The sequence below is a fragment of the Vibrio lentus genome (assembly GCF_030409755.1).
Taxonomy (GTDB): domain Bacteria; phylum Pseudomonadota; class Gammaproteobacteria; order Enterobacterales; family Vibrionaceae; genus Vibrio; species Vibrio lentus.
Genome location: NZ_JAUFQE010000002.1, coordinates 1493425 through 1519319, shown reverse-complemented (window position 1 = coordinate 1519319; position 25895 = coordinate 1493425). Strand labels below are relative to the sequence as shown.

18 protein-coding genes are annotated in these 25895 nt (G+C 43.1%); 10 read left to right on the top strand and 8 right to left on the bottom strand.

Features of this window, described 5'->3' with window-relative positions:
- Window positions 1–314 precede the first annotated feature (314 nt).
- Window positions 315–1196 carry an NAD(P)-dependent oxidoreductase gene (locus tag QWZ07_RS15320; RefSeq protein WP_004733521.1) on the top strand — a complete coding sequence of 294 codons (882 nt, stop codon included), beginning with the start codon at window positions 315–317 and terminating at the stop codon, window positions 1194–1196.
- Between the two features lie 998 nt (window positions 1197–2194).
- A complete protein-coding gene (locus QWZ07_RS15315) occupies window positions 2195–3727 on the top strand; it encodes a polysaccharide lyase family 7 protein (RefSeq protein ID WP_192853376.1) in 1533 nt (510 codons plus the stop codon).
- 236 nt (window positions 3728–3963) lie between these two features.
- On the opposite strand, the gene QWZ07_RS15310 is transcribed toward QWZ07_RS15315, so the two are convergent.
- On the bottom strand, window positions 3964–4722 hold the full coding sequence (locus QWZ07_RS15310; RefSeq protein WP_065104092.1) for an oligogalacturonate-specific porin KdgM family protein: 759 nt from the start codon (window positions 4720–4722) through the stop codon (window positions 3964–3966).
- 535 nt (window positions 4723–5257) lie between these two features.
- Between QWZ07_RS15310 and QWZ07_RS15305 the strand changes: the two genes are divergently transcribed.
- Window positions 5258–6295 (top strand): polysaccharide lyase family 7 protein, encoded by a 1038-nt coding sequence (locus tag QWZ07_RS15305; protein WP_102311298.1) that lies wholly within the window; start codon window positions 5258–5260, stop codon window positions 6293–6295.
- A 349-nt stretch (window positions 6296–6644) separates the two neighbouring features.
- Here the strand turns inward: QWZ07_RS15305 and QWZ07_RS15300 are convergent, their stop codons facing one another.
- The 3 genes from QWZ07_RS15300 to QWZ07_RS15290 all read right to left on the bottom strand — a co-directional run bounded on the left by QWZ07_RS15300 (window position 6645) and on the right by QWZ07_RS15290 (window position 9813).
- Window positions 6645–7934, bottom strand: coding sequence for an MATE family efflux transporter (locus QWZ07_RS15300; RefSeq protein WP_241906909.1), 1290 nt, complete (start codon window positions 7932–7934; stop codon window positions 6645–6647).
- A gap of 228 nt (window positions 7935–8162) precedes the next feature.
- Window positions 8163–8885 carry a FadR/GntR family transcriptional regulator gene (locus QWZ07_RS15295; protein ID WP_065104089.1) on the bottom strand — a complete coding sequence of 241 codons (723 nt, stop codon included), beginning with the start codon at window positions 8883–8885 and terminating at the stop codon, window positions 8163–8165.
- Window positions 8886–9036: 151 nt separating this feature from the next.
- On the bottom strand, window positions 9037–9813 hold the full coding sequence (locus QWZ07_RS15290) for an SDR family NAD(P)-dependent oxidoreductase (RefSeq protein WP_065104088.1): 777 nt from the start codon (window positions 9811–9813) through the stop codon (window positions 9037–9039).
- A gap of 342 nt (window positions 9814–10155) precedes the next feature.
- Here QWZ07_RS15290 and QWZ07_RS15285 point away from each other — a divergent pair, with 342 nt between their 5' ends.
- From QWZ07_RS15285 to QWZ07_RS15275, 3 genes are all read left to right on the top strand, one after another.
- A complete protein-coding gene (locus QWZ07_RS15285; protein ID WP_192853375.1) occupies window positions 10156–10875 on the top strand; it encodes a FadR/GntR family transcriptional regulator in 720 nt (239 codons plus the stop codon).
- A gap of 285 nt (window positions 10876–11160) precedes the next feature.
- Window positions 11161–13023, top strand: a complete 1863-nt coding sequence (locus QWZ07_RS15280; RefSeq protein WP_192853374.1) for a DUF294 nucleotidyltransferase-like domain-containing protein — start codon at window positions 11161–11163, stop codon at window positions 13021–13023.
- Window positions 13023–13739, top strand: coding sequence for a 3'-5' exonuclease (locus tag QWZ07_RS15275; protein ID WP_065111188.1), 717 nt, complete (start codon window positions 13023–13025; stop codon window positions 13737–13739). The genes QWZ07_RS15280 and QWZ07_RS15275 overlap by 1 nt, the downstream gene beginning before the upstream one ends.
- Window positions 13740–13878: 139 nt before the next feature.
- Here the strand turns inward: QWZ07_RS15275 and QWZ07_RS15270 are convergent, their stop codons facing one another.
- The 3 genes from QWZ07_RS15270 to QWZ07_RS15260 all read right to left on the bottom strand — a co-directional run bounded on the left by QWZ07_RS15270 (window position 13879) and on the right by QWZ07_RS15260 (window position 17997).
- Window positions 13879–14628, bottom strand: a complete 750-nt coding sequence (locus QWZ07_RS15270) for an oligogalacturonate-specific porin KdgM family protein (RefSeq protein ID WP_065104084.1) — start codon at window positions 14626–14628, stop codon at window positions 13879–13881.
- 853 nt (window positions 14629–15481) lie between these two features.
- Window positions 15482–17035 (bottom strand): methyl-accepting chemotaxis protein, encoded by a 1554-nt coding sequence (locus QWZ07_RS15265; RefSeq protein WP_192853373.1) that lies wholly within the window; start codon window positions 17033–17035, stop codon window positions 15482–15484.
- Window positions 17036–17385: 350 nt separating this feature from the next.
- Window positions 17386–17997 carry a toxin-antitoxin system YwqK family antitoxin gene (locus QWZ07_RS15260; protein WP_192853372.1) on the bottom strand — a complete coding sequence of 204 codons (612 nt, stop codon included), beginning with the start codon at window positions 17995–17997 and terminating at the stop codon, window positions 17386–17388.
- Window positions 17998–18506: 509 nt separating this feature from the next.
- On the opposite strand from QWZ07_RS15260, the gene QWZ07_RS15255 reads away from it, so the two are divergent.
- The gene (locus QWZ07_RS15255) at window positions 18507–20279 is read left to right on the top strand and encodes a sodium:solute symporter family transporter (protein ID WP_065104081.1); all 1773 of its coding nucleotides are present in this window, start codon (window positions 18507–18509) and stop codon (window positions 20277–20279) included.
- 85 nt (window positions 20280–20364) lie between these two features.
- Window positions 20365–21981 (top strand): polysaccharide lyase 6 family protein, encoded by a 1617-nt coding sequence (locus QWZ07_RS15250; RefSeq protein WP_192853371.1) that lies wholly within the window; start codon window positions 20365–20367, stop codon window positions 21979–21981.
- Between the two features lie 177 nt (window positions 21982–22158).
- Here the strand turns inward: QWZ07_RS15250 and QWZ07_RS15245 are convergent, their stop codons facing one another.
- Window positions 22159–22668 (bottom strand): peptide-methionine (S)-S-oxide reductase, encoded by a 510-nt coding sequence (locus tag QWZ07_RS15245; protein ID WP_192853370.1) that lies wholly within the window; start codon window positions 22666–22668, stop codon window positions 22159–22161.
- 285 nt (window positions 22669–22953) lie between these two features.
- Between QWZ07_RS15245 and QWZ07_RS15240 the strand changes: the two genes are divergently transcribed.
- Together QWZ07_RS15240 and QWZ07_RS15235 are read left to right on the top strand one after the other, a co-directional pair.
- Window positions 22954–24066, top strand: a complete 1113-nt coding sequence (locus QWZ07_RS15240; RefSeq protein ID WP_192853369.1) for a YcjF family protein — start codon at window positions 22954–22956, stop codon at window positions 24064–24066.
- Window positions 24053–25741: a GTPase family protein gene (locus QWZ07_RS15235; RefSeq protein ID WP_192853368.1), complete on the top strand. Its 1689-nt coding sequence runs from the start codon at window positions 24053–24055 to the stop codon at window positions 25739–25741. The genes QWZ07_RS15240 and QWZ07_RS15235 overlap by 14 nt, the downstream gene beginning before the upstream one ends.
- Window positions 25742–25895 lie beyond the last annotated feature (154 nt).

Sequence of the window (25895 nt, the reverse complement as noted above, 5' to 3'; positions counted from 1 at the left end):
ATGACTTACTTTTCTGTGAACAGTTTAATCACTGGCTGAGTAAGGGAGTAGTGAACTATACATAGGTAAAGGCGTAGCTTGTTCTTACTAATCGTATGACATTTAACGTATGTTATTTCATCAATAGACGGTTTTTAAAGTGGCAAATAGTTCCTGTAAGTACAAAGCGTGACCCATATTTTCTCGTAAAGTGAATCCCCGTCACAACTTACATCGAACCATCGAATCAATGCCCTAAAACTATTGCGTAACGAGAAATACGTAGTTATTATAATGAGCATATAATCATACAATACTATATTTGGAGTTTGAACATGACTAAACCTGTAATCGGTTTCATTGGCCTAGGTCTTATGGGCGGCAACATGGTTGAAAACCTACAAAAGCGCGGCTACCACGTAAACGTAATGGATCTAAGCGCTGAAGCTGTTGCTCGCGTTACAGATCGCGGCAACGCAACTGCATTCACTTCTGCTAAAGAACTAGCTGCTGCAAGTGACATCGTTCAGTTTTGTCTTACAACTTCAGCTGTTGTTGAAAAAATCGTTTACGGCGAAGACGGCGTTCTAGCGGGCATCAAAGAAGGCGCAGTACTAGTAGACTTCGGTACTTCTATCCCTGCTTCTACTAAGAAAATCGGCGCTGCTCTTGCTGAAAAAGGCGCGGGCATGATCGACGCACCTTTAGGTCGTACTCCTGCACACGCTAAAGATGGTCTTCTGAACATCATGGCTGCTGGCGACATGGAAACGTTCAACAAAGTTAAACCTGTTCTTGAAGAGCAAGGCGAAAACGTATTCCACCTAGGCGCTCTAGGTTCTGGTCACGTGACTAAGCTTGTAAACAACTTCATGGGTATGACAACTGTTGCGACCATGTCTCAAGCTTTCGCTGTTGCTCAACGCGCTGGTGTTGATGGCCAACAACTGTTTGACATTATGTCTGCAGGTCCATCTAACTCTCCGTTCATGCAATTCTGTAAGTTCTACGCAGTAGACGGCGAAGAGAAGCTAGGTTTCTCTGTTGCTAACGCTAACAAAGACCTTGGTTACTTCCTTGCTCTTTGTGAAGAGCTAGGTACTGAGTCTCTAATCGCTCAAGGTACTGCAACAAGCCTACAAGCTGCTGTTGACGCTGGCATGGGCAACAACGACGTACCAGTAATCTTCGACTACTTCGCTAAACTAGAGAAGTAATCGACGTACGACCTCGCCAGGGTATTGCTTGTCTGTTAGACGGCGATACCTCCGCGAGGTTCGTTTTTTTTAACACAAAGTCTTATCTACAAGCCCGTTTTATCTCAAATCCCGCGTTATCTACAACTTTCTGTTTGCTTCCACGGTTTCACTCTTCCTCGCAAAGCTTTTTACCATCAATTCTACTCTTCTAGCTCTACCTTTTTGCTTCTTTCTGTTCTACCTTCGCAAAACTCTACCTGTTTCTACTTCCATTTAAGAACGACCTTTCAAAGCAGTGCTGATGCGTGATAGTTAGTGCAGCTGAGCAATCACATCCCCAACGTCAATGAAAAGCAAAAAAAAGCCCACACAGCTGGTGACTGTGTGGGCGTATTCGGACTAGCCGTCTGGAAAAACCAATGAACAATCCAAGTGAAATAACGATTAACGAGATCCCCCGACAGTTTCTGCGTTAAACGTGTTCAATGACCTTAAAGCGAGTTGCTTCAATTACCACTTTGAATTGCACAAAAGCATCCAGAAAGAACTTAAGTTATGATTCAAATATACCATACATTAAGGGTTATTGTATTACAAATAAATCTAAAGATTGAATGCCTTTAGTGAATGCTTGGTTGGAGATAATGTGATTTAGCACTCGTTTTTTTGTTGAGACTCGATGAGTCTTTTAAAAGGAAATAAATTTATGGCGCAGTTCTATTTGAATTTATAGTCTTCTTATTCTCTCGTGTGCTTAGTTTTTTACGAGAAACTAAGCCGGTTTTAACTATTTATCGTGACTATGATTTGCCTCTCAACACACTTTTAAATCAGAAAATCCCAGTGGAGTTGCGCATCTTCTCATTTCTTTTATCAATTGATTTATTTGTATTATAAGAATATGTAAAATTTAAACTTGTCGAGATGATGAAGTTAGCTAAGCGGCTTTAGCGTCATCATAGTCGATCTCGTTTTAGCTCTTAATGCTGTACCTTAAATACAATAATGGATTCAATATGAAACAGGTCAAATTAAAAAGCGTCTTAGCTGTCTCTATCATTCTCGCAATATCGGGTTGTGCTTCTAACACCAAGTCAAATATTTTAACGCCGACCGTTATTACGGCTAGCAGCCACGATGGCAACGGCCCTGATCGACTCTTTGATCAAGATATCACGACTCGTTGGTCTGCAAACGGTGCGGGTGAATGGGCAATGTTAGATTACGGTTCGGTGATTGAAATTGATGCGATTCAAGCTTCATTTAGTAAAGGGGACCAACGCCAGTCTAAGTTCGATCTGCTCGTCAGTGTTGATGGAGAAAACTGGACAACGATTTTAGAAGGTCAATTAAGTTCGGGAAGAGTGATTGGCTTAGAGCGTTTTCAGTTCCAACCGGTACAAGCGCGCTATGTAAAATATGTAGGTCACGGTAACAGTAAAAATAGTTGGAACTCAGTTACTGAGCTTGCAGCAATTAACTGTGGAATCAATGCTTGTCCGGTAAGTCATATCATTACCGATGATGTGGTTGAAGCTGAGAAAGTGATGATCGCGGAAATGGCCGCAGCAACTAAAGCACTAAAGGAAGCACGTAAAGATTTACGTAAAGGTAACTTTGGGGAACCAGCGGTATATCCTTGTGAAACTACAGTAAAATGCGACACTCGCACTCCTTTACCTGTACCGACTAATCTACCAAAGTCACCACTTGCGGGTAATGCACCAAGCGAAAACTTCGATCTAACGACATGGTATTTATCTCAACCTTTTGACCACGATAAAAACGGCAAGCCAGACGACGTCTCTGAATGGAACTTAGCGAATGGTTATCAGCATCCAGAGATTTTCTACACAGCAGACGACGGTGGCTTGGTATTCAAGACATACGTGAAAGGCACACGTACCTCAAAGAATACGAAATATGCACGTACAGAGATGCGTGAGATGTTACGTCGTGGTGATACATCTATTAGCACTAAAGGTGTCAATGAGAACAACTGGGTATTTAGTTCGGCTCCCGTTGAAGATCTAAAAGCTGCAGGCGCGATTGATGGTGTTTTAGAAGCAACGCTTAAGATTGATCATACAACGACAACTGGTGACGCGCACGAAGTTGGCCGTTTCATCATTGGTCAGATACATGATAAAGATGATGAGCCCATTCGTCTTTACTACCGAAAATTACCAAACCACGAAACAGGGACGGTTTATTTTGCTCATGAGAATACCAACAAAGGCACAGATAACTATTTCAACTTAGTCGGAGACATGACAGGAGAGATCGGCGACCAAGGTATTGCACTTGGCGAGACGTTTAGCTACCGCATTGATGTAAAAGGTAACACGATGACTGTTACGCTGATGCGTGAAGGCAAAGATGACGTTGTTCAAATGGTTGATATGAGCGAAAGTGGTTACGATCAAGGTGGGCGTTACATGTATTTCAAAGCGGGTGTTTACAATCAAAACATCAACGGTGAGCTTGATGACTATGCCCAAGCGACATTCTACAAAATAGCGACGTCGCACGATAAATATCAGGAATAACGAATCATCTGCACATACAAAAATGGCCGCTAGTACTAGCGGCCATTTTTGTTGTTTTATCGGTTAGTTCCAATTGTACTTCGCGAGCCCAATGATCTTACGTAACTAATTGATCTTAATTAACTAAGCATGGTGAGTAAGGTGGGTATAGTGAGAGGGGTATTTATATATAAAAAAGGCTTAGATATTTTCTAAGCCTATTTAGAGCACACGTTAGATATGGTTCATGAGAGCGATTAAAATGAGTATGTAACACCAACGCGTGTTTTTAACTGACGTTCATTCTCTTCCGCTGAGCCGTAATCTGATGTCCAAAATTCAACATAAGGTCTTAGGTTATCGAATTTATAGCCGATTTTTACACCTAAATCCCATTCCCAATCTTCACCATTCGCTTTGACTTGATCTTCGTAGCTTTTGACGTAGTTCGCCTCATAACTTAATTGAAGGTTTTTCAAATCTTCGTCTTGGAATTTATAAGCGCCAGTCAATGTAAATTTACCTTGCTGAACAGTCTCACCAGCTAATGCTATTTTGTCGCCGTTAACTTTTGTGAGAGAACTGCTTGAACTGTCTGTGTAGTTTTGGAATTCATGACGGTAGCGGAGAGCCGTTGTTAGGCCGAAGTCGGCTTTATACCCAACACGAAACTGTGGTTTAAGTGTCATTTTTTCATCGCCGAACGTAATAGGCATACCTGGCTGCAAATACCATTTTTCATCTAGCGCATAACGAACCCCCCAATCAAATTCAGAATCTCCGCGTTCCAATTGGTTATATATATCGCCTTCTGCATTTGGAGCGAACTTTTGTTCAACGCTAAAATATAGCTTTGTCTCGTCTGCTATTTTCGTACTTCCGCCAATTTTAATACGATGCGCGTATTTATCGTCTTCATGCTTATGTTCTGCACGGTAATCAAGAGTTGCGCCAGTCGCTGTGCCTGCAAGAAGAGTTGTAGCAACAATTGCAGCAATTTTTGTAACAGAGTTCATACCTTTGTCTCACTATTATTTTTTTATTTTGGATACATCCAATATACCCACGGCTCACAAATTAACACCATAAATGGTATTAAATTAATGTATGACAAATATGGTATTTATTCCTGGGTTAAATTTCTGTGAGATCTATCAAAAGTTCCGACTAATGGCCTATTTATATAGCTAAATGTTATGAATATCTCAGTTTAAGGCTTGTCTATCAAATCAATCATGACTCAGTTCTCATATTAACAAACCTTGGGTTCTTGAAATTTACCATGTGTTAAAATAATACAAATATTGAGTGGTGCCACGTTTTTGTCGATGATTTAGTTATTGTGGTTCTAACATAGCGGAGCATGTTGAGGGATATAGATATAAACCATCGACAAATGTTTAATAAAAGTTAAAAGATGGCTAAGTGTAAATCTTATTTACTGGTTGGTTTATTTAAGTCGAAGAGAAAATATTTAGTACTAATTCGTGTTCAAAAGCAGTTTCTGTGCTGAGAGTGTGCTCAGTATCTGTTAACAATAAAGGATGAGTCATGTTTAAGAAAAACATATTAGCAGTGGCGTTATTAGCGACTGTGCCAATGGTTACTTTCGCAAATAACGGTGTTTCTTACCCCGTACCTGCCGATAAATTCGATATGCATAATTGGAAAATAACGATTCCTTCGGATATTAATGAAGATGGTCGTGTTGATGAAATAGAAGGGGTAGCCATGATGAGCTACTCACATAGTGATTTCTTCCATCTCGATAAAGACGGCAATCTTGTATTTGAAGTGCAGAACCAAGCTATTACGACTAAGAACTCGAAAAATGCTCGCTCAGAGTTACGTCAGATGCCGCGCGGAGCCGATTTCTCGATTGATACGGCCGATAAAGGAAACCAGTGGGCATTGTCGAGCCATCCAGCAGCCAGTGAATACAGTGCGGTTGGTGGAACGCTAGAAGCGACGCTAAAAGTGAATCACGTCTCAGTTAATGCTAAGTTCCCAGAAAAATACCCAGCGCATTCTGTTGTGGTTGGTCAGATTCATGCTAAAAAACACAACGAGCTAATCAAAGCTGGAACCGGTTATGGGCATGGTAATGAACCACTGAAGATCTTCTATAAGAAGTTTCCTGACCAAGAAATGGGTTCAGTATTCTGGAACTATGAACGTAACCTAGAGAAAAAAGATCCTAACCGTGCCGATATTGCTTACCCAGTATGGGGCAATACTTGGGAAAACCCAGCAGATCCGGGTGAAGCGGGGATAGCGTTAGGTGAAGAGTTCAGTTACAAAGTGGAAGTGAAAGGCACCATGATGTACCTGACATTTGAAACGGCTCGCCACGATACAGTTAAGTATGAAATCGACCTGAGTAAGGGCATCGATGAACTTGATTCACCTACGGGTTATGCGGAAGATGACTTCTACTACAAAGCTGGCGCATACGGCCAATGTAGCGTGAGTGATTCTCACCCTGTATGGGGGCCTGGTTGTGGCGGTACTGGCGATTTCGCTGTCGATAAAAAGAATGGCGATTACAACAGTGTGACTTTCTCAGCACTTAAGCTGAATGGAAAATAGTTAGCAGTTAGCAGTTAGCAGTTAGCAGTTAATAGCTAGAGCTGATTAGATAGATAACAGAGTAGGGCGATCGACACGCTAGCCTCAAAGAACATGTTCAAAGGCCACTTAACACAACGTTAAGTGGCCTTTTTTGTCAGTCGAGTTCGCCACACCGTTTCTAGTGATGTGTTGACGGTGAATCCTATCCAATGCTTAAACGTTGGTTAACTCAGATCAACCAAGCCTCCAACTCCTTACCATTTAGTTAGGCCCCAAAGTCTGGCTTCTAAAACAAAACAACCTCGCCAAGTGGCAAGGTTGTTGTCGACAGCTCAGCTGAAGCTTTTTCTGGAGCTAGGTAAGACGATTAGTCATACATCAGCTCGTCGGCTTTGTTTGCATCAAACTCTTTTAAAGACTTACGTGCTAGATGTCGGAATGGGAACGCTTTGACTATCTCTTCGAATGGTTGGATAGCAAATGCCCAAAAGATAGAACCGTCTAAACCAAAGATGATCAATGCGCAAAGCGGGATTGAAACGACCCATTGACCCGTAAAGTTGATTTTGAATACGTCAGTTGTTTTGCCTAGTGCTCTTAATACGTGTCCGTGAACGGTGTTGTAGCCACGAACGATCGGCAAGAAGATGTAGAGTGGGGCAATAACAGACAAGGCTTGATAGGTAGAAGGATCTAAGTCTGGATACACATCGCCAATCACCAAACTTAAGCCTGCAAACAACACCGCACAAACAACAGATATACCGACTGCAACATCAATACTGGTATCAACGTTCTTAGTCAGGTCACCCATTTTCTTAGAACCGATCGCTTGGCTGATCGTAATCGCGGAAGAGTGAGCCCAAGCGGTAATAAATTGAGTGCCTGCACGTATCCATGGCATCACCAAGGTAATCGCTACGTAGGCATTGATGTTGAGTTGCGAGTACAGCAATTGGTAAATCGTGGCACCAATCGAAAGCATGGTCACATTCGCAGCGACAGGGAATATCTCAATGAAGTGGCGATGAATGTTGGTGATGAATTCTGACTTTTCCGTATCCAATTTTAGTGAAACAGATGAGTCGTAGTGAACACACAGAATCAAATACACAAGACGAATAGTGATAGCGATAACGCTGCCGAGCGCGGCACCTTGTACGCCAACCCCTTCAAAGTTTGTGAAGCCGTGAATAAGCACATAAGAGAGCACAGCGTTGATCGGCAGTTCGATCAAATAGCCTTTAAACGGAACTTTGGTTCTTCCTAATCCGTTAAATAACGCGATGATAACTTGCGTTAATGCAGTGAAAATCACCAGATATTTTGAAATATCCAGATAGTGGCTGATCTCAAGGTGAAGAGTTTTGTCGTCGGTTAAGGCTTGAATTAAAGGTTGTTCAAAAAAGGTAAGTAGAAGCCAGAATATTGCTGCAACGCCAAAGTTGATGAACAATCCTGCCCAAAATGCTTTGGATAACGAAGAGGTGACACCAGAACCAACCGCACGACTGAGAACCAGTTGCGTACCATTCGCCAGCGCCATTTGAATACCCAACACAAACGCGATGATGGTCGTAGCAATCCCCATGGCAGCAAGAGGAATTTCACCGAGCGGAGAAACCAATAGCGTGTCGATCATTAACATCGACTGCATCAATAATGCGTTTAAGGCTAGGGGCCAAGCGAGAGAGAAGTTTTTCCTTACATACGATTGCGAAGACACAAACAATACCTTATGTGTATAACCGTAAGTTTTCTCTGAGAGGACCCGAGTTCACCATTTATAGGTGAAACACTACGGTAATGGATGGTTAAAAAAGGGGGCGCTAAAACATGACTGACTCGTGTATTGGGATACACGAGTCAGTCTGGTAAATCTCGGTTATGCGATGGCCAGTTCAACTCTAGACAGCTTTTGGTTTTCATCATCAAGTAAAGCTTGAGAGGCGATTCGAGCCTGATTTGCATTGCCTGACATAATCGCATCGTATATCGCTTTGTGCTCTTCTAAACAGAAGCGGCCGCCTTCGGCTGAATGGTCGATAAACTGCTTGAAGATTGTCGAGAGAATGTTCGCGAACGGAATATAAAATTGGTTACCCGTCGATAGAAAAATTGTTTGGTGAAACAGGTGATCGTTCGTTGTCCACTCTTCATAATCAAAGCCGTTTGCCGCGATGGTCATCTTTTGGAAAAGAATCGAAAGCTCTTTGCGTTGCTCTACCGTAGCGTTGGATGCCGCAAGCGCACACGCTTCTGGATCAATCGCTTTTCTTAACCCTAAAAATTGAGATAAGAAGGGCTTGGTGTCTTCTAAGTCTTGAATCCAATACAGTAATTGAGGATCTAAAAAGTGCCATTGCGTTCTTGGCTTGATGCGAGTGCCCACTTTAGGCTTGGATTCAATCAACCCTTTTGCTGAAAGCAGCTTAGTCGATTCTCGAAGGGCAGTTCTGCTGACTCCAAAGATCTCGCACAACTCCATTTCACTGGGTAATTTCTGATTTTCTTCTAACTCGCCAGACAAGATTTTACGAGCAATTTGTCTCGCGACTTGAACATGAATTCGGCGGCTTGAATCTTCCACCAATGTAAATATTGACATTTAAACCACCTGAAATTGAAATTTTAAAAACAAAAAAAGCCAGACGAATCTGGCGTTTTGGTGTCAGTGTATACGTCTAATATAGTGTGAGGTTTTCCCTCATCTACTCGTACCTGTCAAACAGGTTTTATGTATTTAACTTAGCTACCTACTAAGGCGCTATTTGTCCGCCGTTAACATCTAGGATTTGTCCTGTGATGTAGCCGCTACAAGCGTGCGATGCAAAGAAAGCAAAAGTAGGGGCGACTTCTTCGATGCTGCCAAAGCGTCCCATTGGGATGTTGTTAGCAATGTTTGATTTCAGCTCGTCGCTTTTACCATCGTGAAATGCAGTGTCGATCGTGCCAGGAGAAACAATGTTGAAACGGATATTGTCTTTCGCAAACTCTTTCACCCAGTTACGGTGAATATCGTGTAACCACGCTTTTGATGCGGCATAGATACCAGCACCCACACCACCACCTTCGCGAGCGGCAATAGAACCCGTGCTGATAACACACGATGTTTGACCTGACTCAGCCGCTGAGGCGCGTAAGTGGGGAATAGAGAACTTGGTTGTCATCAATGCAGAGCGAACGTTTAGATCCATGACTCGCTCATAAAACTCGTCATCGATGTCTTCGAGATTTGCACGCCCGCCTAAGCCACCTGCGTTGTTGATCAACACATCCATACCACCAAAATGTTCGGTGAACTCATTAACTAATCTTTCGCACTCTAATGTGTCCATTAGGTTTGCTGGGAAAAACGCAACATCGCCGCCAAGTGCAGTCAGTTCTGTTAGAACCTCATCCACTTTTGGGCTGAAAGCACGACTATTGATGCCGATCTTTGCGCCGTACTTTGCAAAAATACGTGCGGTAGCTAAGCCCATACCAGCAGTAGAGCCAGTAATTAGAATGCGTTTGCCTTTTAAATCGTTAAACATCAGAGTCGCCTATATTGTAGATCATTTGCATTAATAAATCATACAATAACACTTGCTATATTCAAGGATGTTCATCTCAAAACCGATCATTAACGGCATAAATAGTGACAGGAAGAGTGGTTTTGTGAGTTAACGCATACAAAAAATGTGTAAATAAGAACTATTTGTATGAATAAATGGGCTTGTTTGGTTTGATGAGCTTAATACTTACAAGATTGTCAAAATAATGCTCTAGCCTATATTGGTAGTGACCTCACGTTATTCTGATGCTGAGTTGGTCGAGATATAAATCAGTGTTATAGTCCGAATTAAATAATACATATCTAATAAGTAAGTAGACACATGGCTGGTCATTTCAATTCTATTTCAGGCTCTAAGCGAAGCCTTCATGTGCAAGTCGCACGTGAAATCGCTCGTGGTATTTTGTCGGGCAATTTGCCTCAAGGTTCTATTATCCCTGGTGAAATGGCTCTGTGTGAGCAATTTGGTATCAGTAGAACAGCATTAAGAGAAGCGGTTAAGCTTCTGACCTCAAAAGGCCTATTAGAATCTCGCCCTAAGATTGGTACTCGTGTTGTCGACCGTGCATACTGGAACTTCTTAGATCCACAGCTTATCGAATGGATGGACGGACTTGCGGATACAGACCAATTCTGTCACCAGTTTTTAGGTTTACGTCGTGCTATTGAGCCTGAAGCTTGCGCATTGGCTGCTACATTTGCCACTGCGGATCAACGAATTGAATTATCAGAAATTTTCCAAAAGATGGTAGAGATATCTAGCGAAGAGACTCTTGATAAAGAGCGTTGGTTAGATATTGATATGAAGTTCCATAGCTTGATTTTCAACGCAACGGGTAACGATTTCTACCTACCGTTCGGTAATATTTTAACGATCATGTTTGTTAACTTTATTTCTCACTCTTCGGAAGAGGGAAGTACATGCATTAACGAGCATCGCGCTATTTACGAAGCGATTATGGCTGGAAATAGTGACAAAGCACGTCAAGCATCAGCAAGTCATCTATTAGAAACAAATCATAGATTACCAATTGCTAGTTAATTGTTTTAGCTAATTGTTTTAGAAGGTATTTTAGTGCTGAGTTCTAAGTTCACTCTTTAGGGTTTCTATCTCAAAAAGTTAAGATAATTAAAGTTAACATCGCAACGGTTACCAAACCGGACGACAAGAAAGCACGTTTGATACGTGCTTTTTTTGTATTCAAATTTGATGAAAACCTGACCAGTGTCCAATATTTAATCTATTATTTATCGTTTTATTAAAATCACTAGTAACCAGTATTTTAAGTTATATAATAATACTAATTAAATTATTGCGAGTGTGATTATGCCTCAGTCTCTTTTGCCAAATATTCTTCAATTTATCGGTCAGATAGACCCTTTCGATAAGATCCCTAAACAAGCGCTTCGTGAACTTGCCTCTAATGTTCAGATCACTTATCTCGGCAAAGGGGATGTGGTTGATTTGTGTGAGTCGGGTAAAGAAAAGTCGCTCTACATCATTCGGACCGGTTCTATGGAACAAAGAAAGTCGGATGGTGTACTTCGTGCGCGTTTGGGTAGTGAAGATTTGTTCGGCTTTACGTTCTTAGACTCTGAAGTCAACGATGAGAAAGGCTATCGAGCGATCGCAATCGAAAACACCTTACTTTATGTGATTCCACACTCGGCACTTCAAGCGCTGTTCAAAGCATTTCCAAGCTGCGCAGAACACTTTGCGTCGCAGGCTCAGGTTCGTTTGAAGTCAGCATTGGACGTGGTGTGGTCAAATAAAGAGAAAGGCTTATTCATTCGTAAGGTTGAAGAAGTGGCAAGCGGGCAGGTAGCCATCGTTAAGGCTGAACAAACTATCCAATCGGTCGCGGTTGAAATGCTGCATCAACGCTCACCTTGTGCGGTGATTTATGAAGGTGAAACGATTGTTGGCTTGATCACCGATCGCGATATGACCAAGCGAGTGATTGCTCATGGTGTCAGTACCGATAACCTGATCTCCGAGGTGATGACGCATTCTCCACTGACGGTTAAACCGGACGATCTTGTGTTACATGCCGCGTCTATCATGATGCAATTCAACATCCGCAACTTGCCTGTTGTGAAAGAGAACAAAGTTGTTGGCTTGCTGACTACGTCTCACTTGGTTCAAAACCACCGTGTTCAAGCGATCTTCTTAATCGAGAAAATCAAATATGCGGGCAGCGTAAAAACCATGTCTTCATTTACTTCAGAACGACAAGCCATTTTTGAAGCGCTGGTGGAAGGTAAGGTTGCACCTGAAACGGTCGGTAAGGTAATGACCATGATTATGGACGCTTACACACGCCGATTGATTCAGATAGCGATTGATAAATTAGGCCCACCACCTTGTGATTTTTCTTGGATTGTTGCGGGCTCGCACGCTCGTAATGAAGTCCATATGTTGTCGGATCAAGACAGTGCGATTGTACTGGCTGACGATGCAACCGATAGCGACCGAATTTACTTTAAACACCTTGCGATGATGGTAACGAACGGATTAGCGAGCTGTGATTACCCACTGTGTCCGGGTAAATTCATGGCGGCGACACCAAAATGGTGCCAGCCACTCGGTGTTTGGAAGCACTACTATAAAAAGTGGGTCGCAAACCCTGAGTACGAACGCTTACTTAATATCAGTGTGTTCCTAGAGATTCGTACTATCTATGGCAACAGTGAGTTTGAAGGCATTCTTCGTGATGAGCTGCATTCCAATATTCGCGGTAACCGTGAGTTCTTAAGCACTCTAGTGAAAGATGCGGTGAACACCAATCCGCCATTGGGCATCTTCAATAGTTTGGTATTAGAGAAGTCAGGTGAGAATAAGAAAACGTTGAACGTGAAGAAGTACGCCATTAACTTGATTATCGATCTTGCACGTATTTACGGATTAGCGGTGGAATGTGATTTGTCGGCAACCGATGAACGCTTTGCCGCAGCCAATGAAAAAGGCATGTTGAGTGATGACGCGTTCAAGAACATCCTTGGTGCGTATCAGTTCATTCTGTCTTTCCGTTTCGGTCATCAGTTAGAAGCCTTGAAGAACGGTGAAGTACCAGATAACAACATCAACCCAGACAGTTTTGGTAGCTTTGAACGTAAGCACTTGAAAGATGCCTTTAGGATCATTGCCGATCTTCAAGAAGCAGCGAAAATCCGTTTCGGAGCGCGCTAATGAAATCGTTTTTAAATTACTTTCATCCGCTTGAGCGAATTAAACGTAAGCGTAAGCAGTATTTGAATACGGTTAAATTGCCAGAAGCGTTACACGATCTTGTTGAACAACCTTGCCCTGAAATGACGGACTTGGCCAAAGACAGCGACTATATCGTGTTGGATCTTGAGACCACGGGCTTAGACAGCGAACAAGATCTGATCTTGTCCATGGGTTGGGTCGATGTGGTCAAGGGGCGAATAGACTTAGCGTCGGCCAAGCATATTTATCTCAATAACGATTCGCAGATTAACGCTGAAACCGCGGTTATCAATCACATCACACCTCAAATGCTGGAAGAGGGCGCTTCAATTCATGATGCGATGCTGACGTTTTTTGAAGCCGCAAAAGGTAAGATCATTGTCGCGCATGCTTGTGTGGTTGAAGAGAAGTTCATTAGCCAGTATCTATTGAGATGCTATGGCTTAAGACAGCTGCCTTTACTTTGGTTAGATACACTGTGTATTGAGAAGAGCATGGAGAAAGCGATCAGCAATCATGAAGAAGTCGACTTAACCTTGGCTGGAACTCGCGAAAGGTACGGGCTTCCTGAATACAACAGCCACAATGCATTGGCCGATGCCGTCTCAACAGCAGAATTGCTGTTAGCTCAGCAGAAGCGAGTGGTCCCTAATGATGAAGTGACACTTTCATTTCTATATCGAATTAGTCACTAGGGCAGTAATTTCAATCTCTCGATTCTTATTGAATGAACTGATTTCAAAGCATAAAAAAGCCAGCGATTAAGCTGGCTTTTGGTTAGGTCTTAGAAAATTAGGACAGTAATTATCTTAGATTTTTCACGTAGCGTGCGGCTTAGAAGCTGTAAGTTAGACCAACACGGCTACGTAGTTCACGAGTTGCTTTTGTTGATGAAGTGCTCACATCACCAAATTCTACATACGGTGCCCATTGACCCATCATGTGGCGAATACTAGCGTTCAACTCGTAGTTGGTATCGTCGTTGTCGTAGATGTCATATCCATCCGCTTTGTAGTAGTTACCTTCTAGACCAAAGCGCCAGTTTTCCATTGAGTAGTTAACGTTTGCCGTTAGACGGTGGCGGCGTTGGTTAGAAACATTCTGATCGACCGTAATTGGAACACCATCACTATCAACGATAACATCGCCATTACTATCGAACTGGTACTCTGAGCTGCTCGTATTCTGTCTCATATCGTAACGGTAACGAGCACTTAGGCTTAGGCCATCAACGCTATCCACTTTGTATGTTGCACGAACTTGAGGTTTGTATGTAACGCCAGATTCACGACCTTCAATTGGCATACCGTAAGTCATTGTCCAGTTATCGTTTAGTACATGACGGTAATTTAGACCAAGCTCCCAACCATTGTTCTTCAAATCTTCCATGAATTTACCGTCTTCTCCCTTGAATTTCGCTTCGATATCTACAAGGAAGTTGCCAATGCTATCGCCAAGTTTTACACGAGTAGCGTGTTGATCTGTATGACTCTTGTATTCGTGTCTCATATCGAAAGACGCAGCAGATACAGAGCCAGCAGCGAGTACAGATGCCACAGCAATCACAATTTTAGTTTTATTCATGGTATTAGTTCCATATTTATAGGTTGAGTATTGGCCATAATTACAAGCCAAATAGAGTAGTTCTTGTCTTCAATGCATTTTGTTTTCGAAATTATTTCTTGGCTATTTCAAATTTATTTTGCATTTAAATAATACAAATATGGTAACGATCCGAGGCGTGATGATCTGTGAATTAGATCGTGTTGTAGTGACAAAACCACTGTTTACAAAGGGTTACAAAGTTGAGGTATCACAGTAAGTTAATGATTTTTAGTTGTTTATTGGTTTGCAGGTGATGATTCTTAATGGTTTTGTTCGTCAATAAATGTGCGCTACAGCAAAAAATTGAACCTTTAGATATCATTTTTATTTGTAATACATTATTATTTACTAACTTTCTATAGCAACACATAACTTTGCTGTGTTGATTGGATGCACTGACGGTGCAAAGCCGAATAAGTAAGAATGGTCTTGAAGCTAATTGGATTAAATCCAACCGCTTTAAGAGCATGAGGCAATTGCTTGAGGTGATTTAAAGCTCAATTAGAGATGGTTTGAAATGTAGTAGGCAAGGCAGTGACATAGCCTGCTATATAAGTATGAACTTGATAGGAATGAACAGGGTTCGAATAGTTACTCGTTGTTCTAACCTGCGATAAAGAAGAAATCGTTGAAGTGCTTGCGAAAGCATTTTGATTATTGCTCCCAACTATTCTAATTATAACTTCTGCTTTCGTTAAGAAAGGTAGGGGATGGTAGTCGAAGATCTGCCCTTGCGCTCATGTTGATACAGGCAACATGAGCGTTTTTTTATCTGAAATTTGAGTAGAGAGTCGTTTGAGGCTCAATAAGCGTGTAAACCACGGCTTAAGAGCTAGGCTTTTAGGTTGATGACTGCACGTTCAAGTGAATCCGTTTGCTTTACCACTGAAGTTGCAGAAGCTGCGTTTTTTGAAGCGCTCGTTACATTCGTCAGTGTCAGCTGTTTAATGGCATCTACGTTTTCGATGATCTCTGACGTAACTTCACTTTGCTCCTTCATTGCATTCGCCACTTCCAAACTGTTATTTAGAATGGTTTCCATGTCTGCGATAACCGATGTGATTCTTGAATGTGCCTTCTCACAAGAGTCGACACTGCTGTTGCCTTTCTCACAACAGTTTTGAATGGTATTCACTACCGTTTGGGTCTGGTCTTGAACGCCTTGAATAATCGTTGAAATCTCTTCGGTTGAAAGCTGAGTTCTGCCCGCTAGGGTTCTTACTTCGTCTGCAACCACGGCAAATCCACGACCTTGTTCGCCAGCGCGCGCCGCTTCTATCGCTGCATTCAGAGCAAGTAGGTTGGTTTGATCTGCAATGCCTTTAATCACTTCTAAAACCGTATTAATTTTCTCGGAATGAACAGAGAGGCGATTCACTTCTTCACTCGCACTGACGAGATCAGTCGAAAGCGTATTGATGGTGTCTCTGGTGAATGCCACGTCGTTCAGGCCATCATTCGCCGTGGCGAAACTGGTTTGTGCATTGGATGAGGCATTTTCGCTGTTGGTGGCCACATTTTGAATATTGCTGCCCATCTGGTTTATCGCGGTCGCAATATTTTCGGTTTGTTGCTGTTGTTTGTTTAAAGCACTCTCAACTTCCATTCCATCGTGCTGAAGCTGGTTAGATATGTTGCCTAACTCTTGAATAGAGCCCTGAACTTGGCCGACCAACTGACGAATATCAGCGAGTACGGTATTAAACGCCCTTGCGATATCGGCTATTTCGTCCGTTCCGCTGTCGTCGGCTTTTACGGTAAAGTCACGTTGCTGCGCGACCAACAACATGGTTGAGTTTAACGAGGCTATTTTTTTCGCGACACGAGATGAAATGCCAAAAGATAGTGCCATCAGTAATGCAGCGACGGTAACAATAGAGCCAACAATAAAGGTCGTAATGGTTTGTTGAATTGATTCGACCTGTTGTTCTAAGCGGCCTTCAAGGCTGATGAATATCGAGATGATGTCTTCAAACAGCATCTTCATTTCAGATTTCAGTTCCGCGACCTTGGCGGGGTTGCGGTCGATGGCATCTACCATTAAAGAGAAGTCTTTGTCGTATTGCTTTACTTCAAGTGTCAGCTTGTCTAACTCTGGGACTGCAATGTCAAACTCTTTGAGCAGGACGGAAAAGCTCCCCATCAATTGTTGAAAGTGAGAGTACTCTTTGGCGAATACTGGCTTGAGTGCTTTCTCATGGCTTATTAGAAACTCTAATTCAGTTCTATTGAGCTGAAGCATAGAGACTTCGAGCGACTTTACTTTGATCAGCGTTTTTTCAAGTTTGATTAATTTTAGGTTGGCCAGTTCAGTGAATGACACAACAACCAACAAAGACACAATGGATAAACAAGTTAGGCTAAAAAGGGAGGTTTTAATTTTCATAGGCGGGCACCAAAGCAGAACAATATGACTCAACAACGTATTTGGAATCGTGTTTCTCTTATTTGCGTGTAGATAGCTTACGAGGTCGGTAATTGAGATCTGACTCGCAACGGAAACGTTTGCTTACAGTATTTTATGGAAAGGTTATGCGCAAGTTAAATATTTATTATTTTCAATGGCTATTGATGATTATTTTGTTATTAGTGATTGTTTTGGACATAAAGGGAGAGGAAAAGGAAGGAGCGGGAGATTAGGTCAATAGATCTTATTAATGGAGAGCACAGTGCTTACTTGAGATTAAAGAAGATGAGTACTTGTGCTTTGTAACACGAGTACTCACCCGTTTGTATTTAGCTTTCTGTCGGCATCCACACCTGTTTAGACGTGATTTTGTGGTCTTTAAAGGTCAGTTCTTCAACCTTGTCACCGTTAGTATTCCAGCGAGTTAGTTTTCCGTTCGCGACTTCACCTTCATCGAACTTCGCTTGGCTTGCCTTATTACCGTTAGGGTAGTAGTCCGTTACCAAACCATCTTTTTGTCCGTCGCTGTATTCAGCGATCAGGCTTTGTTCACCATTGGGATACCAACGAGAGGCGGTGCCTGATAGTTCATTGTCTTTATAATTGAGTTCTGCTTTTTTCTGTCCGTTTGGATACCAGGTTTCAGCTTTGCCTTGCAGCTCACCTTTTACGTAATTCACTTTAGAGGCGACTTGACCATTCGGATACCAGTTAGTTTCTAGCCCAAGTTCTAAGCCATCGGCAAACTGAGCTTGGGTCGCGACTTGGCCGTTATCGAACTTCTCTTCAAATTGACCAGTAAAGGGTTTTGAATGGTTTACTTGGTAAGCCACGCCTTTACGCATCTGTAAGTAGTCAACAGCATCTTCACGTGGTGTTGCTGCATAGCTCATAGAAGATACCGCACTAAGAGCAATTAAGATTGGAACGTATTTCTTCATAATGACACCTTTTTAATGGACGAGAGAAACTGTAACGGGTGTGTTAAAAGCATTTCACTTCCGTGTATCCCTGTCAGTATCTAATAGTGGTTTTCAAGTTTTCATTATTAGCGACCTAATATAGGGAACTTTTAAAAGCAAATATCCAATCTTATTTGTATTATAAATATGTTGGTTTGATTCATTTTTATAAATTATATCTAACGATTTTTTTGTTGTTCACATTTGAGCTTTGATCGTGACGAATAATAATTTTTAACGAGCATTCTTCGGTTTTTAGAGACTTTGTTCATGTTTTTCGGGGTTTTGGTCGAAATTTAGTGCGGATGACTGCACTGACTTGAGGAATTGCGCTCCTAGGTGGTGCAACTTTGAACTTGATCACTTGTATGATTAATTGAGTGTCAGACTGTAAGATCACTGTCACGCATTTGGATTATTGTAGTACAAATGTGCTAGCCATCTATCTATAGTGACCTCAACAAAAAACATAAATAAAAGGTCTAAAGATGGAACTCAATACCCTGATAGTTGGCATCTACTTCCTATTCTTAATTGCGATAGGGTGGATGTTCCGAACGTTTACAAGTACGACAAGTGATTACTTCCGTGGGGGAGGTAACATGTTGTGGTGGATGGTAGGTGCAACTGCATTTATGACCCAGTTCAGTGCGTGGACATTTACGGGTGCCGCAGGTAAAGCCTTTACCGATGGTTTTGCCGTAGCGATTATCTTCATCGCTAACGCATTCGGTTACCTAATGAACTACCTCTATTTTGCTCCGAAGTTCCGCCAACTGCGTGTTGTGACGGTAATTGAAGCGATTCGTATGCGTTTTGGTAAGGTGAATGAGCAAGTGTTTACTTGGTCGGGTATGCCAAACAGCGTTATTTCTGCGGGTATCTGGTTGAACGGTCTTGCGATCATCGCATCAGGGATCTTTGGTTTCGACATGACAACCACGATCATTCTAACAGGCCTTGTCGTACTGATAATGTCGGTAACGGGCGGCTCTTGGGCGGTAATCGCATCTGACTTTATGCAGATGGTTATCATCATGGCAGTAACGGTGACCTGTGCTGTGGTTGCGGTTTACCACGGTGGCGGTGTTACTCAGATCATTAGCGACTTCCCAACGGACTCGTTCATTACGGGTGACAACCTTAACTACCTAAGCATCTTCAGCATCTGGGCTGTGTTCATCTTCTTAAAGCAGTTCAGCATTACCAACAACATGCTGAACTCTTACCGCTACCTTGCTGCGAAAGATTCAAACAACGCACGTAAAGCCGCTCTACTTGCTTGTGTACTGATGACGCTTGGTCCAATCATTTGGTTCATGCCTTCTTGGTTCATGGCGGGTCAAGGTGTTGATTTAGCAGCAGCCTACCCAGAAGCAGGCAGTAAAGCTGCTGACTTCGCTTACCTTTACTTCGTTCAAGAGTACATGCCAGTTGGTATGGTTGGCCTTCTGATTGCCGCTATGTTTGCAGCAACGATGTCTTCAATGGATTCTGGTCTAAACCGTAACTCAGGTATTTTCGTTAAGAACTTCTACGAGCCGATTCTTCGCCCTAAAGCGACAGAGAAAGAGCTAATGGTTGTTTCTAAGCTAACATCTACTTTCTTCGGTATCGCAATCATCTTGGTTGCTCTGTTCATCAACTCTCTTAAAGGTCTGAGCCTTTTCGACACCATGATGTACGTGGGCGCATTGATCGGCTTCCCTATGACGATTCCAGCATTCTGTGGCTTCTTCATCCGTAAAACACCGGATTGGGCTGGCTGGGGCACGCTAGTTGTGGGTGGTGTGGTTTCTTACTTCGTTGGTTTCGTTATCACTGCTGACATGATCCAAAACTGGTTCGGTCTAAATGAGCTAACGGGTCGTGAGTGGGCTGACCTGAAAGTGGCTATCGGCCTTATTGGTCACATCGTATTCACTGCTGGCTTCTTTGTTCTTTCAACACTGTTCTACAAGCCATTACCGGAACACCGTGAGAAAGATGTCGACAAGTTCTTCAACAACCTAGCGACACCATTAGTTGCTGAAAGTAATGAACAGAAGAAACTGGATAACAAACAACGTCGTATGTTGGGTTCACTTATCGCGGTAGCGGGTGTGGGCGTAATGACCATGTTTGTACTGCCAAACCCAATGTGGGGACGCATGGTATTCGTTCTGTGTGGCTTGATTGTGTTCTCTGTCGGTCTGTTACTTGTTAAAGCGGTCGATGACAAAGTCGAGCAACAAGACGAAGTGACGCCAGCCGAAGGCTAATTTAATACGCATCCAAAATAACATCACGACCACCTGAATGGGTGGTCGTCATTTTTATAATCCAATATTTAACGTGAGATGTACGATGAACAAAAAACTATTATCGGTAAGCATTATTAGCGCGTTCACGCTCGCTTTTGCAACAGGCTGTACAACACAAGAAAAAACAGCACCAGTAGTCAATGTCGCTGAACAAGCTGCGCCCGCTATTAGCGAAATCGACCGTAGTTACCTATTGAGCAGTGACCGCTTAACTGAAGTTGATGGTGACACCTTAGACGTTGCATCAGAAGAGCAAGTCGCTGCGCTTAAAGCACAATTTGAAAACCTAAAAGATGGCGACGAAGTTGTTATCCCTAACGGTAAATACGCGAACTTAGGTCAAGTGACGATTACCGCGAATGACATCACTATTAAAGCAGAGCAAGCAGGTTCTGCATGGATCACTGGTTTGATTCAGTTCGAGCTAAAAGGCGACGACATTACGCTTGGTGGCTTAGTGTTTACGGAAGGTGGTCCAAACGAACGTTTCGGCGCAGTACGTATGATGGGTAATGGCAACACGCTGCAAAACTCAACGTTCTACTACTTCAACCACGACTACACGTACGAGCCAGACGAGCGTCGTTCTGAGTATCCAAAGTACCTTTGGGTTTCGCTATGGGGCAAAGACGGTAAAGTGATCAACAACCGTTTCGAAGGTAAGCAGAAGCGCGGCACTTTGATCGGCGTTCAAAAAGATGACACAGCGGATAACCACCTGATCGCAAATAACATCTTCATGGATCAAAAGCCTAACCAGTTCAACGAATTCGATATCAAAGAAGCGATTCGTTACAACGGCAACAGCTGGGAAGCGATTCGCATCGGCGATTCTAAATCTTCACAGTGGGATTCAAGCTCTAAGTTCGTAAACAACCTAATGATCGATATGGATGGCGAGCGCGAGCTTATCTCTATTAAGTCGGGTGACAACACGATTGCAGGCAACACCATCTTCCAAAGCGCGGCACTGATTTCACTGCGTCACGGTAAAGGCAATACGGTTGAGAACAACATGATTCTGGGTAACGAGAAACGCCTAACTGGTGGTATGCGTATCTACGATGAAGACCATGTGATTCGTAACAACTACATTGCTAACACTCGTGGCCGTGATGGTGTGATTGAAGGTAACGCTGACCTACGTGGCGGTATCGTTATTAACACCGGCATTATCGATGTAGCGAATGGCGAGCAGTTAGATCAATCAGTGAAGGGCAAAGAGTTGAATAAGCAATGGACGCCGAAAAACATCACGATTGAGAACAACTCTCTAGTCGATACTGAGTGGGGCATTGTTTACGGCAATCAAAGCCACCGTGTAAGTCTATTCAACAACGCAGAAGTTGAAGGTATTTACGCAGGTGTGGATGTGGCGTTCAAACACAATGTGGTTGATAACTCACAATCACCTGAGTTTGTCAGTGTTCGCGCAACTCATGACTTCCCATTAGTCGGCGCAACCTACACAGATGAAACTTACGTGGGTCAAGTGACGGATTCTGAACTGATCGAAAGCTACTCGGTTGAACTACCAAAAGTGACGGTTGAGAACGGCATCAACACTTACCAAGGCGAAGGTGCTGACGTGTCTAAACTTGCAGTGGTAACGGCTGAAACAGCGGGTCCAAATTACGTGCTTGAAAATACCAAGAAGTAATCAGTATTCGAGCTCATGTAAGTAGTGAGATAAGTGTGGAGAGCGATTCGAGAACGACTCGATAGGTGATCCAAACACTAGAAACTGAAAAAGCCCCAATAGGTAAATGTCTATTGGGGCTTTTTAGTGTCCTGATTTTAGGTTTTAGGCTCAGGGCTTAAGATTTAACGTATAAGCCTAGGATTTGTATTTATGCAGCAGATCCCAAGGGATATTGCACAAGTGGTGATCCTCAGGATATTGGCTTAGGTGATGCTGGTGGATCTCATCACTCGCGACATAGTGAGTTAACGGCAATATCTCGAGTGCGATTCGGTCTGCGTCCTCACGAGAGGCAATGTAGTTCGCAGCTTCTGATAAGTGCAGGGCGTTAGTGCTGTATACACCCGTGCGGTATTTCTCGCCCACATCAACCCCTTGTTTGTTTACGCTGTATGGGTCGATGATCTCAAACAGATGCTCCATCAAAACCGTGACTGACGTGATGCTCGGATCAAACTCAATCTGGACACACTCTGCGTAACCATCATAAGCGTTTTGGGTCTCATCACTTTGTGTTGTCTCGTTTTCTGTTGGCTGGGCGCTGCCATTGGCACGACCGGCTTCTGTACTGATCACTCCGGGTACATATTTAATGAACTCTTGCACGCCCCACAAGCATCCGCCTGCTAAATAAATTTGTTCCATACTTCTTTTTGAGCTCTCTGTGTTTGTTGCTGGCGACTCATTGTGAATAGACCGCCGTGGTAACTATGGCTACATGCATATCAATAGCTTGGAGCAGGCTTAAATACGTGATAGAACCGTATATAAAACAGGCTCATAAAAACAAGCGCTTAAGCATTGTAAAACAGTGACACTGAACAAACGCGCCACTGAACAACTTAAGTAAAATACGATGCTGTGATTATATAAGTCATCGCGCCTTGTCACCAAACCGAATCTCAACATAAAGTGAGAGTTAGTCTAACCATGTTTGATCAAATAAAAGACTTCATCAATCCGAGCAAGAATCCCGATCTGACTCAGGCTCATGAATATCAGCGTCAACATCTTCCGACCTTGTGGTTGTTGGGTAAAACGGGCGCGGGCAAGTCATCGTTTATTCAAGCGGTCACGGGTGACTCTTCTGTTGAAGTCGGCAATGGATTTGCCCCATGTACCATGACGGCGATGTCGTATGAGTTTCCGCAAGACAAACCGGTGATGCGCTTTCTTGATACCAGAGGGCTAAGTGAAGCGAATTACGATGCGAAAGAAGACCTAGAAGAGATTGGTCAGGCAGGTAATGCGTTAGTCGTGGTGATGAAAGCCGATGAACCTGAACAATCCTCGGTACTTGCTGCTCTGAAACAGATTAAGAAGCAAAAGAAAATTAAGCACTTGCTGCTTGTTCATACGGCGGTGTTGTCTTCGAGTGAAACCGACCGAGCAAGGCAAATTCAGTTCAATTCTAATCAAGTAGAGAAGGTTTGGGGCAAGGGCTTTGAATCCGTCGCGGTGGATTTCGAAACGGATGATTCGAGCAATAACAGTGGCTCAATATATAACTTTGACGTTTTGTTAGAAAAGCTGACCAACATCCTTCCTGTTATTGGCATGATGGTGGTAGACAAAGAGCATTCTACCCAAGAAGAAGCCAACTTTGACCAAGTAGAAAATGAAGTGCTTTGGTATGCAGGAAGCGCCGCCGCCAGTGACCTTATTCCGGGGGTTGGCTTGGTGTCTGTACCTGCGATCCAAGCGAAAATGCTCCATAGTTTGGCGAACCAATATGGGGTCGAATGGAACAAGAGAGTGTTTAGCGAGTTGATAGGCACTTTGGGAAGCAGCTTTGCGTTGCAATACGGAATGAAATTGGGAACTCGACAGCTGATAAAGCTGATTCCAGTGTATGGTCAAACGGTGGGGGCAGTTGCTGCTGCGGCCATGAGTTTCGGAACCTCTTATGGTTTGGGTCGCGCGGCTTGTTTTTACTTCTATCATAAGAACAAAGGCGAAGAAGTCTCTGAACAAGAGATGCAGAAGATCTACAAAGAATCCCTGAAAAAAGGTAAGGCGGCGTCGGGCTATGAAGAAAATTAGAAACCTCTTTCGATTACTTGCTGTGCTATCCAGTGGGCGTTGGGGCATAGCTCTGATTTCGGCGATCTTCCCAAGCATTATCATGATGGGTTTTGGTGTCTTCTTGGCGGTCAAATACGGTTACTTATTGGAAATGTCGATTGCGATTGCGGTGAGTACCTTGGTGTTCACCATTCCTTTATTCATTTCTAGCCGTTCTTCGCGGAAGCCAACTTATAGCGATACGTCTGCAAACCCAGCGAGCGAGGATGAAACCGAATCACCGCCTAAGACTGCTGACACTGATGATGCGTTAGTCAATGGTGCGTTAATAAATGATGCGATGGTCAAAGCATCCGATGAATGGTCGCAAGCTGAGTTGTTGATTTGGAATGATTCAAAGCACTATGTACGACAGCAATTAATGGTCGAGATAGAGTGGGGCAACCTCGACCAAACCGGTTTAGAGGTACTTGAGTTTGTCGCCAAAAAGTTTGATAAAAAATCACTCGACTTCTCTATCCCTGAAGGCCTAAAACTCTTCGAAGAGGTCAGTCGCCGCTACAAGTTGGTGGTGAAAGAACACATTCCGGGTATCGAATATCTCAAGGTTTCCTACATCAAAGCGGGCTATGAAGCCTATGACAAATACGGTGAGCTAGGGCAGAAGATCTTCAAAGCGGCTATCTGGGGCAACCACCTTAAGAACCTGTATTTGAATCCATTGAAGGTGATTTCCGATTTAGGTCGAGAGCAAGCGACATCTTCCATGACCAAAGGCGTGGTGGATGACATGCAATACGCCGCCAAACAGGCCTTACTTGATGAAGTGGCTGCAGTAGCGATTGATCTTTATAGCGGGCGATTCAGCATTGAAGACGAAGCGTTAACTGTATCTGATGTGTCAGAAGTCGACGAGAAACGTTTTGCTCCTGAATTAGAACCCGTGCGAATTGTGTTGGTGGGGCAAACAAGTTCGGGAAAATCCTCCCTGATTAATGCCCTTAAGCAAGAGCTGGTTGCTGAAGTCGATGTTCTACCATCAACCGATACATCAACCGTCTACAACGCGTTTGTCGACGACAATGACGTTCGAGTGGTTGATCTACAAGGGCTTGACGGCAATGCCAAAACCGAAGCCTTAATGCTGAAAGAGATGACCCAAGCCGATGTGGTGCTGTGGGTACTTAAAGCCAATCAGTCTGCGCGTGATTTGGATAAGCAGTTGAAAGATCGATTTGATGCTTTCTATGACGATCCTAAGAACATCTCGCGCAAGAAGCCGATTGTGGTGTTGGTTGTGAATCAAGTAGATAGGTTAAAGCCTGTAGATGAGTGGCAACCTCCGTATGACTTAGAGAACCCAATATCGGCCAAGGGTAAGATCATTGCTCAAGCGCTCGAATACAATCAAACACTGTTACAGCCGGACATTGCTTTGCCGCTGGCGATTGCGCCAGAAAAGGGGGAGTTTGGTTTAGATACTTTAAGGCAGACGTTGCTCGAACGCATCGCTGACGCAAATAACGTTCAGAGAAATCGCCAACGTTTTGAAGCAATGAAAAGAGGGACGTCGGTTAAAGGACAACTGAACAAAGCGGTAAAAGCCGGTAAGAAAGTAGCACCAAGTGCACTGAAAGCCGCAACACCGAAGTTAGCTGAAATGGCGATTAAACAAGTGGTTAAGAAGAAGTAACCTGATTTAATGGCAATGGCAATGGCAATGGCAATGGCAAAACAATAACAATAACAATAACAATCAAGCTCTGATGAGGCTAAAGATGAGTTAACGGAACTCAGTGATTATCAGAGCTTGTTTTAATCTACCATTACTTATTATTGAACATTTA

What these genes read in the sequence shown, in the direction of transcription:
- QWZ07_RS15320 (WP_004733521.1), top strand. Translation starts at nt 315, where the DNA reads ATGACTAAACCTGTAATCGGTTTCATTGGCCTAGGTCTTATGGGCGGC.
- QWZ07_RS15315 (WP_192853376.1), top strand. Translation starts at nt 2,195, where the DNA reads ATGAAACAGGTCAAATTAAAAAGCGTCTTAGCTGTCTCTATCATTCTC.
- QWZ07_RS15310 (WP_065104092.1), bottom strand. Translation starts at nt 4,722, where the DNA reads ATGAACTCTGTTACAAAAATTGCTGCAATTGTTGCTACAACTCTTCTT.
- QWZ07_RS15305 (WP_102311298.1), top strand. Translation starts at nt 5,258, where the DNA reads ATGTTTAAGAAAAACATATTAGCAGTGGCGTTATTAGCGACTGTGCCA.
- QWZ07_RS15300 (WP_241906909.1), bottom strand. Translation starts at nt 7,934, where the DNA reads ATGCAGTCGATGTTAATGATCGACACGCTATTGGTTTCTCCGCTCGGT.
- QWZ07_RS15295 (WP_065104089.1), bottom strand. Translation starts at nt 8,885, where the DNA reads ATGTCAATATTTACATTGGTGGAAGATTCAAGCCGCCGAATTCATGTT.
- QWZ07_RS15290 (WP_065104088.1), bottom strand. Translation starts at nt 9,813, where the DNA reads ATGTTTAACGATTTAAAAGGCAAACGCATTCTAATTACTGGCTCTACT.
- QWZ07_RS15285 (WP_192853375.1), top strand. Translation starts at nt 10,156, where the DNA reads ATGGCTGGTCATTTCAATTCTATTTCAGGCTCTAAGCGAAGCCTTCAT.
- QWZ07_RS15280 (WP_192853374.1), top strand. Translation starts at nt 11,161, where the DNA reads ATGCCTCAGTCTCTTTTGCCAAATATTCTTCAATTTATCGGTCAGATA.
- QWZ07_RS15275 (WP_065111188.1), top strand. Translation starts at nt 13,023, where the DNA reads ATGAAATCGTTTTTAAATTACTTTCATCCGCTTGAGCGAATTAAACGT.
- QWZ07_RS15270 (WP_065104084.1), bottom strand. Translation starts at nt 14,628, where the DNA reads ATGAATAAAACTAAAATTGTGATTGCTGTGGCATCTGTACTCGCTGCT.
- QWZ07_RS15265 (WP_192853373.1), bottom strand. Translation starts at nt 17,035, where the DNA reads ATGAAAATTAAAACCTCCCTTTTTAGCCTAACTTGTTTATCCATTGTG.
- QWZ07_RS15260 (WP_192853372.1), bottom strand. Translation starts at nt 17,997, where the DNA reads ATGAAGAAATACGTTCCAATCTTAATTGCTCTTAGTGCGGTATCTTCT.
- QWZ07_RS15255 (WP_065104081.1), top strand. Translation starts at nt 18,507, where the DNA reads ATGGAACTCAATACCCTGATAGTTGGCATCTACTTCCTATTCTTAATT.
- QWZ07_RS15250 (WP_192853371.1), top strand. Translation starts at nt 20,365, where the DNA reads ATGAACAAAAAACTATTATCGGTAAGCATTATTAGCGCGTTCACGCTC.
- QWZ07_RS15245 (WP_192853370.1), bottom strand. Translation starts at nt 22,668, where the DNA reads ATGGAACAAATTTATTTAGCAGGCGGATGCTTGTGGGGCGTGCAAGAG.
- QWZ07_RS15240 (WP_192853369.1), top strand. Translation starts at nt 22,954, where the DNA reads ATGTTTGATCAAATAAAAGACTTCATCAATCCGAGCAAGAATCCCGAT.
- QWZ07_RS15235 (WP_192853368.1), top strand. Translation starts at nt 24,053, where the DNA reads ATGAAGAAAATTAGAAACCTCTTTCGATTACTTGCTGTGCTATCCAGT.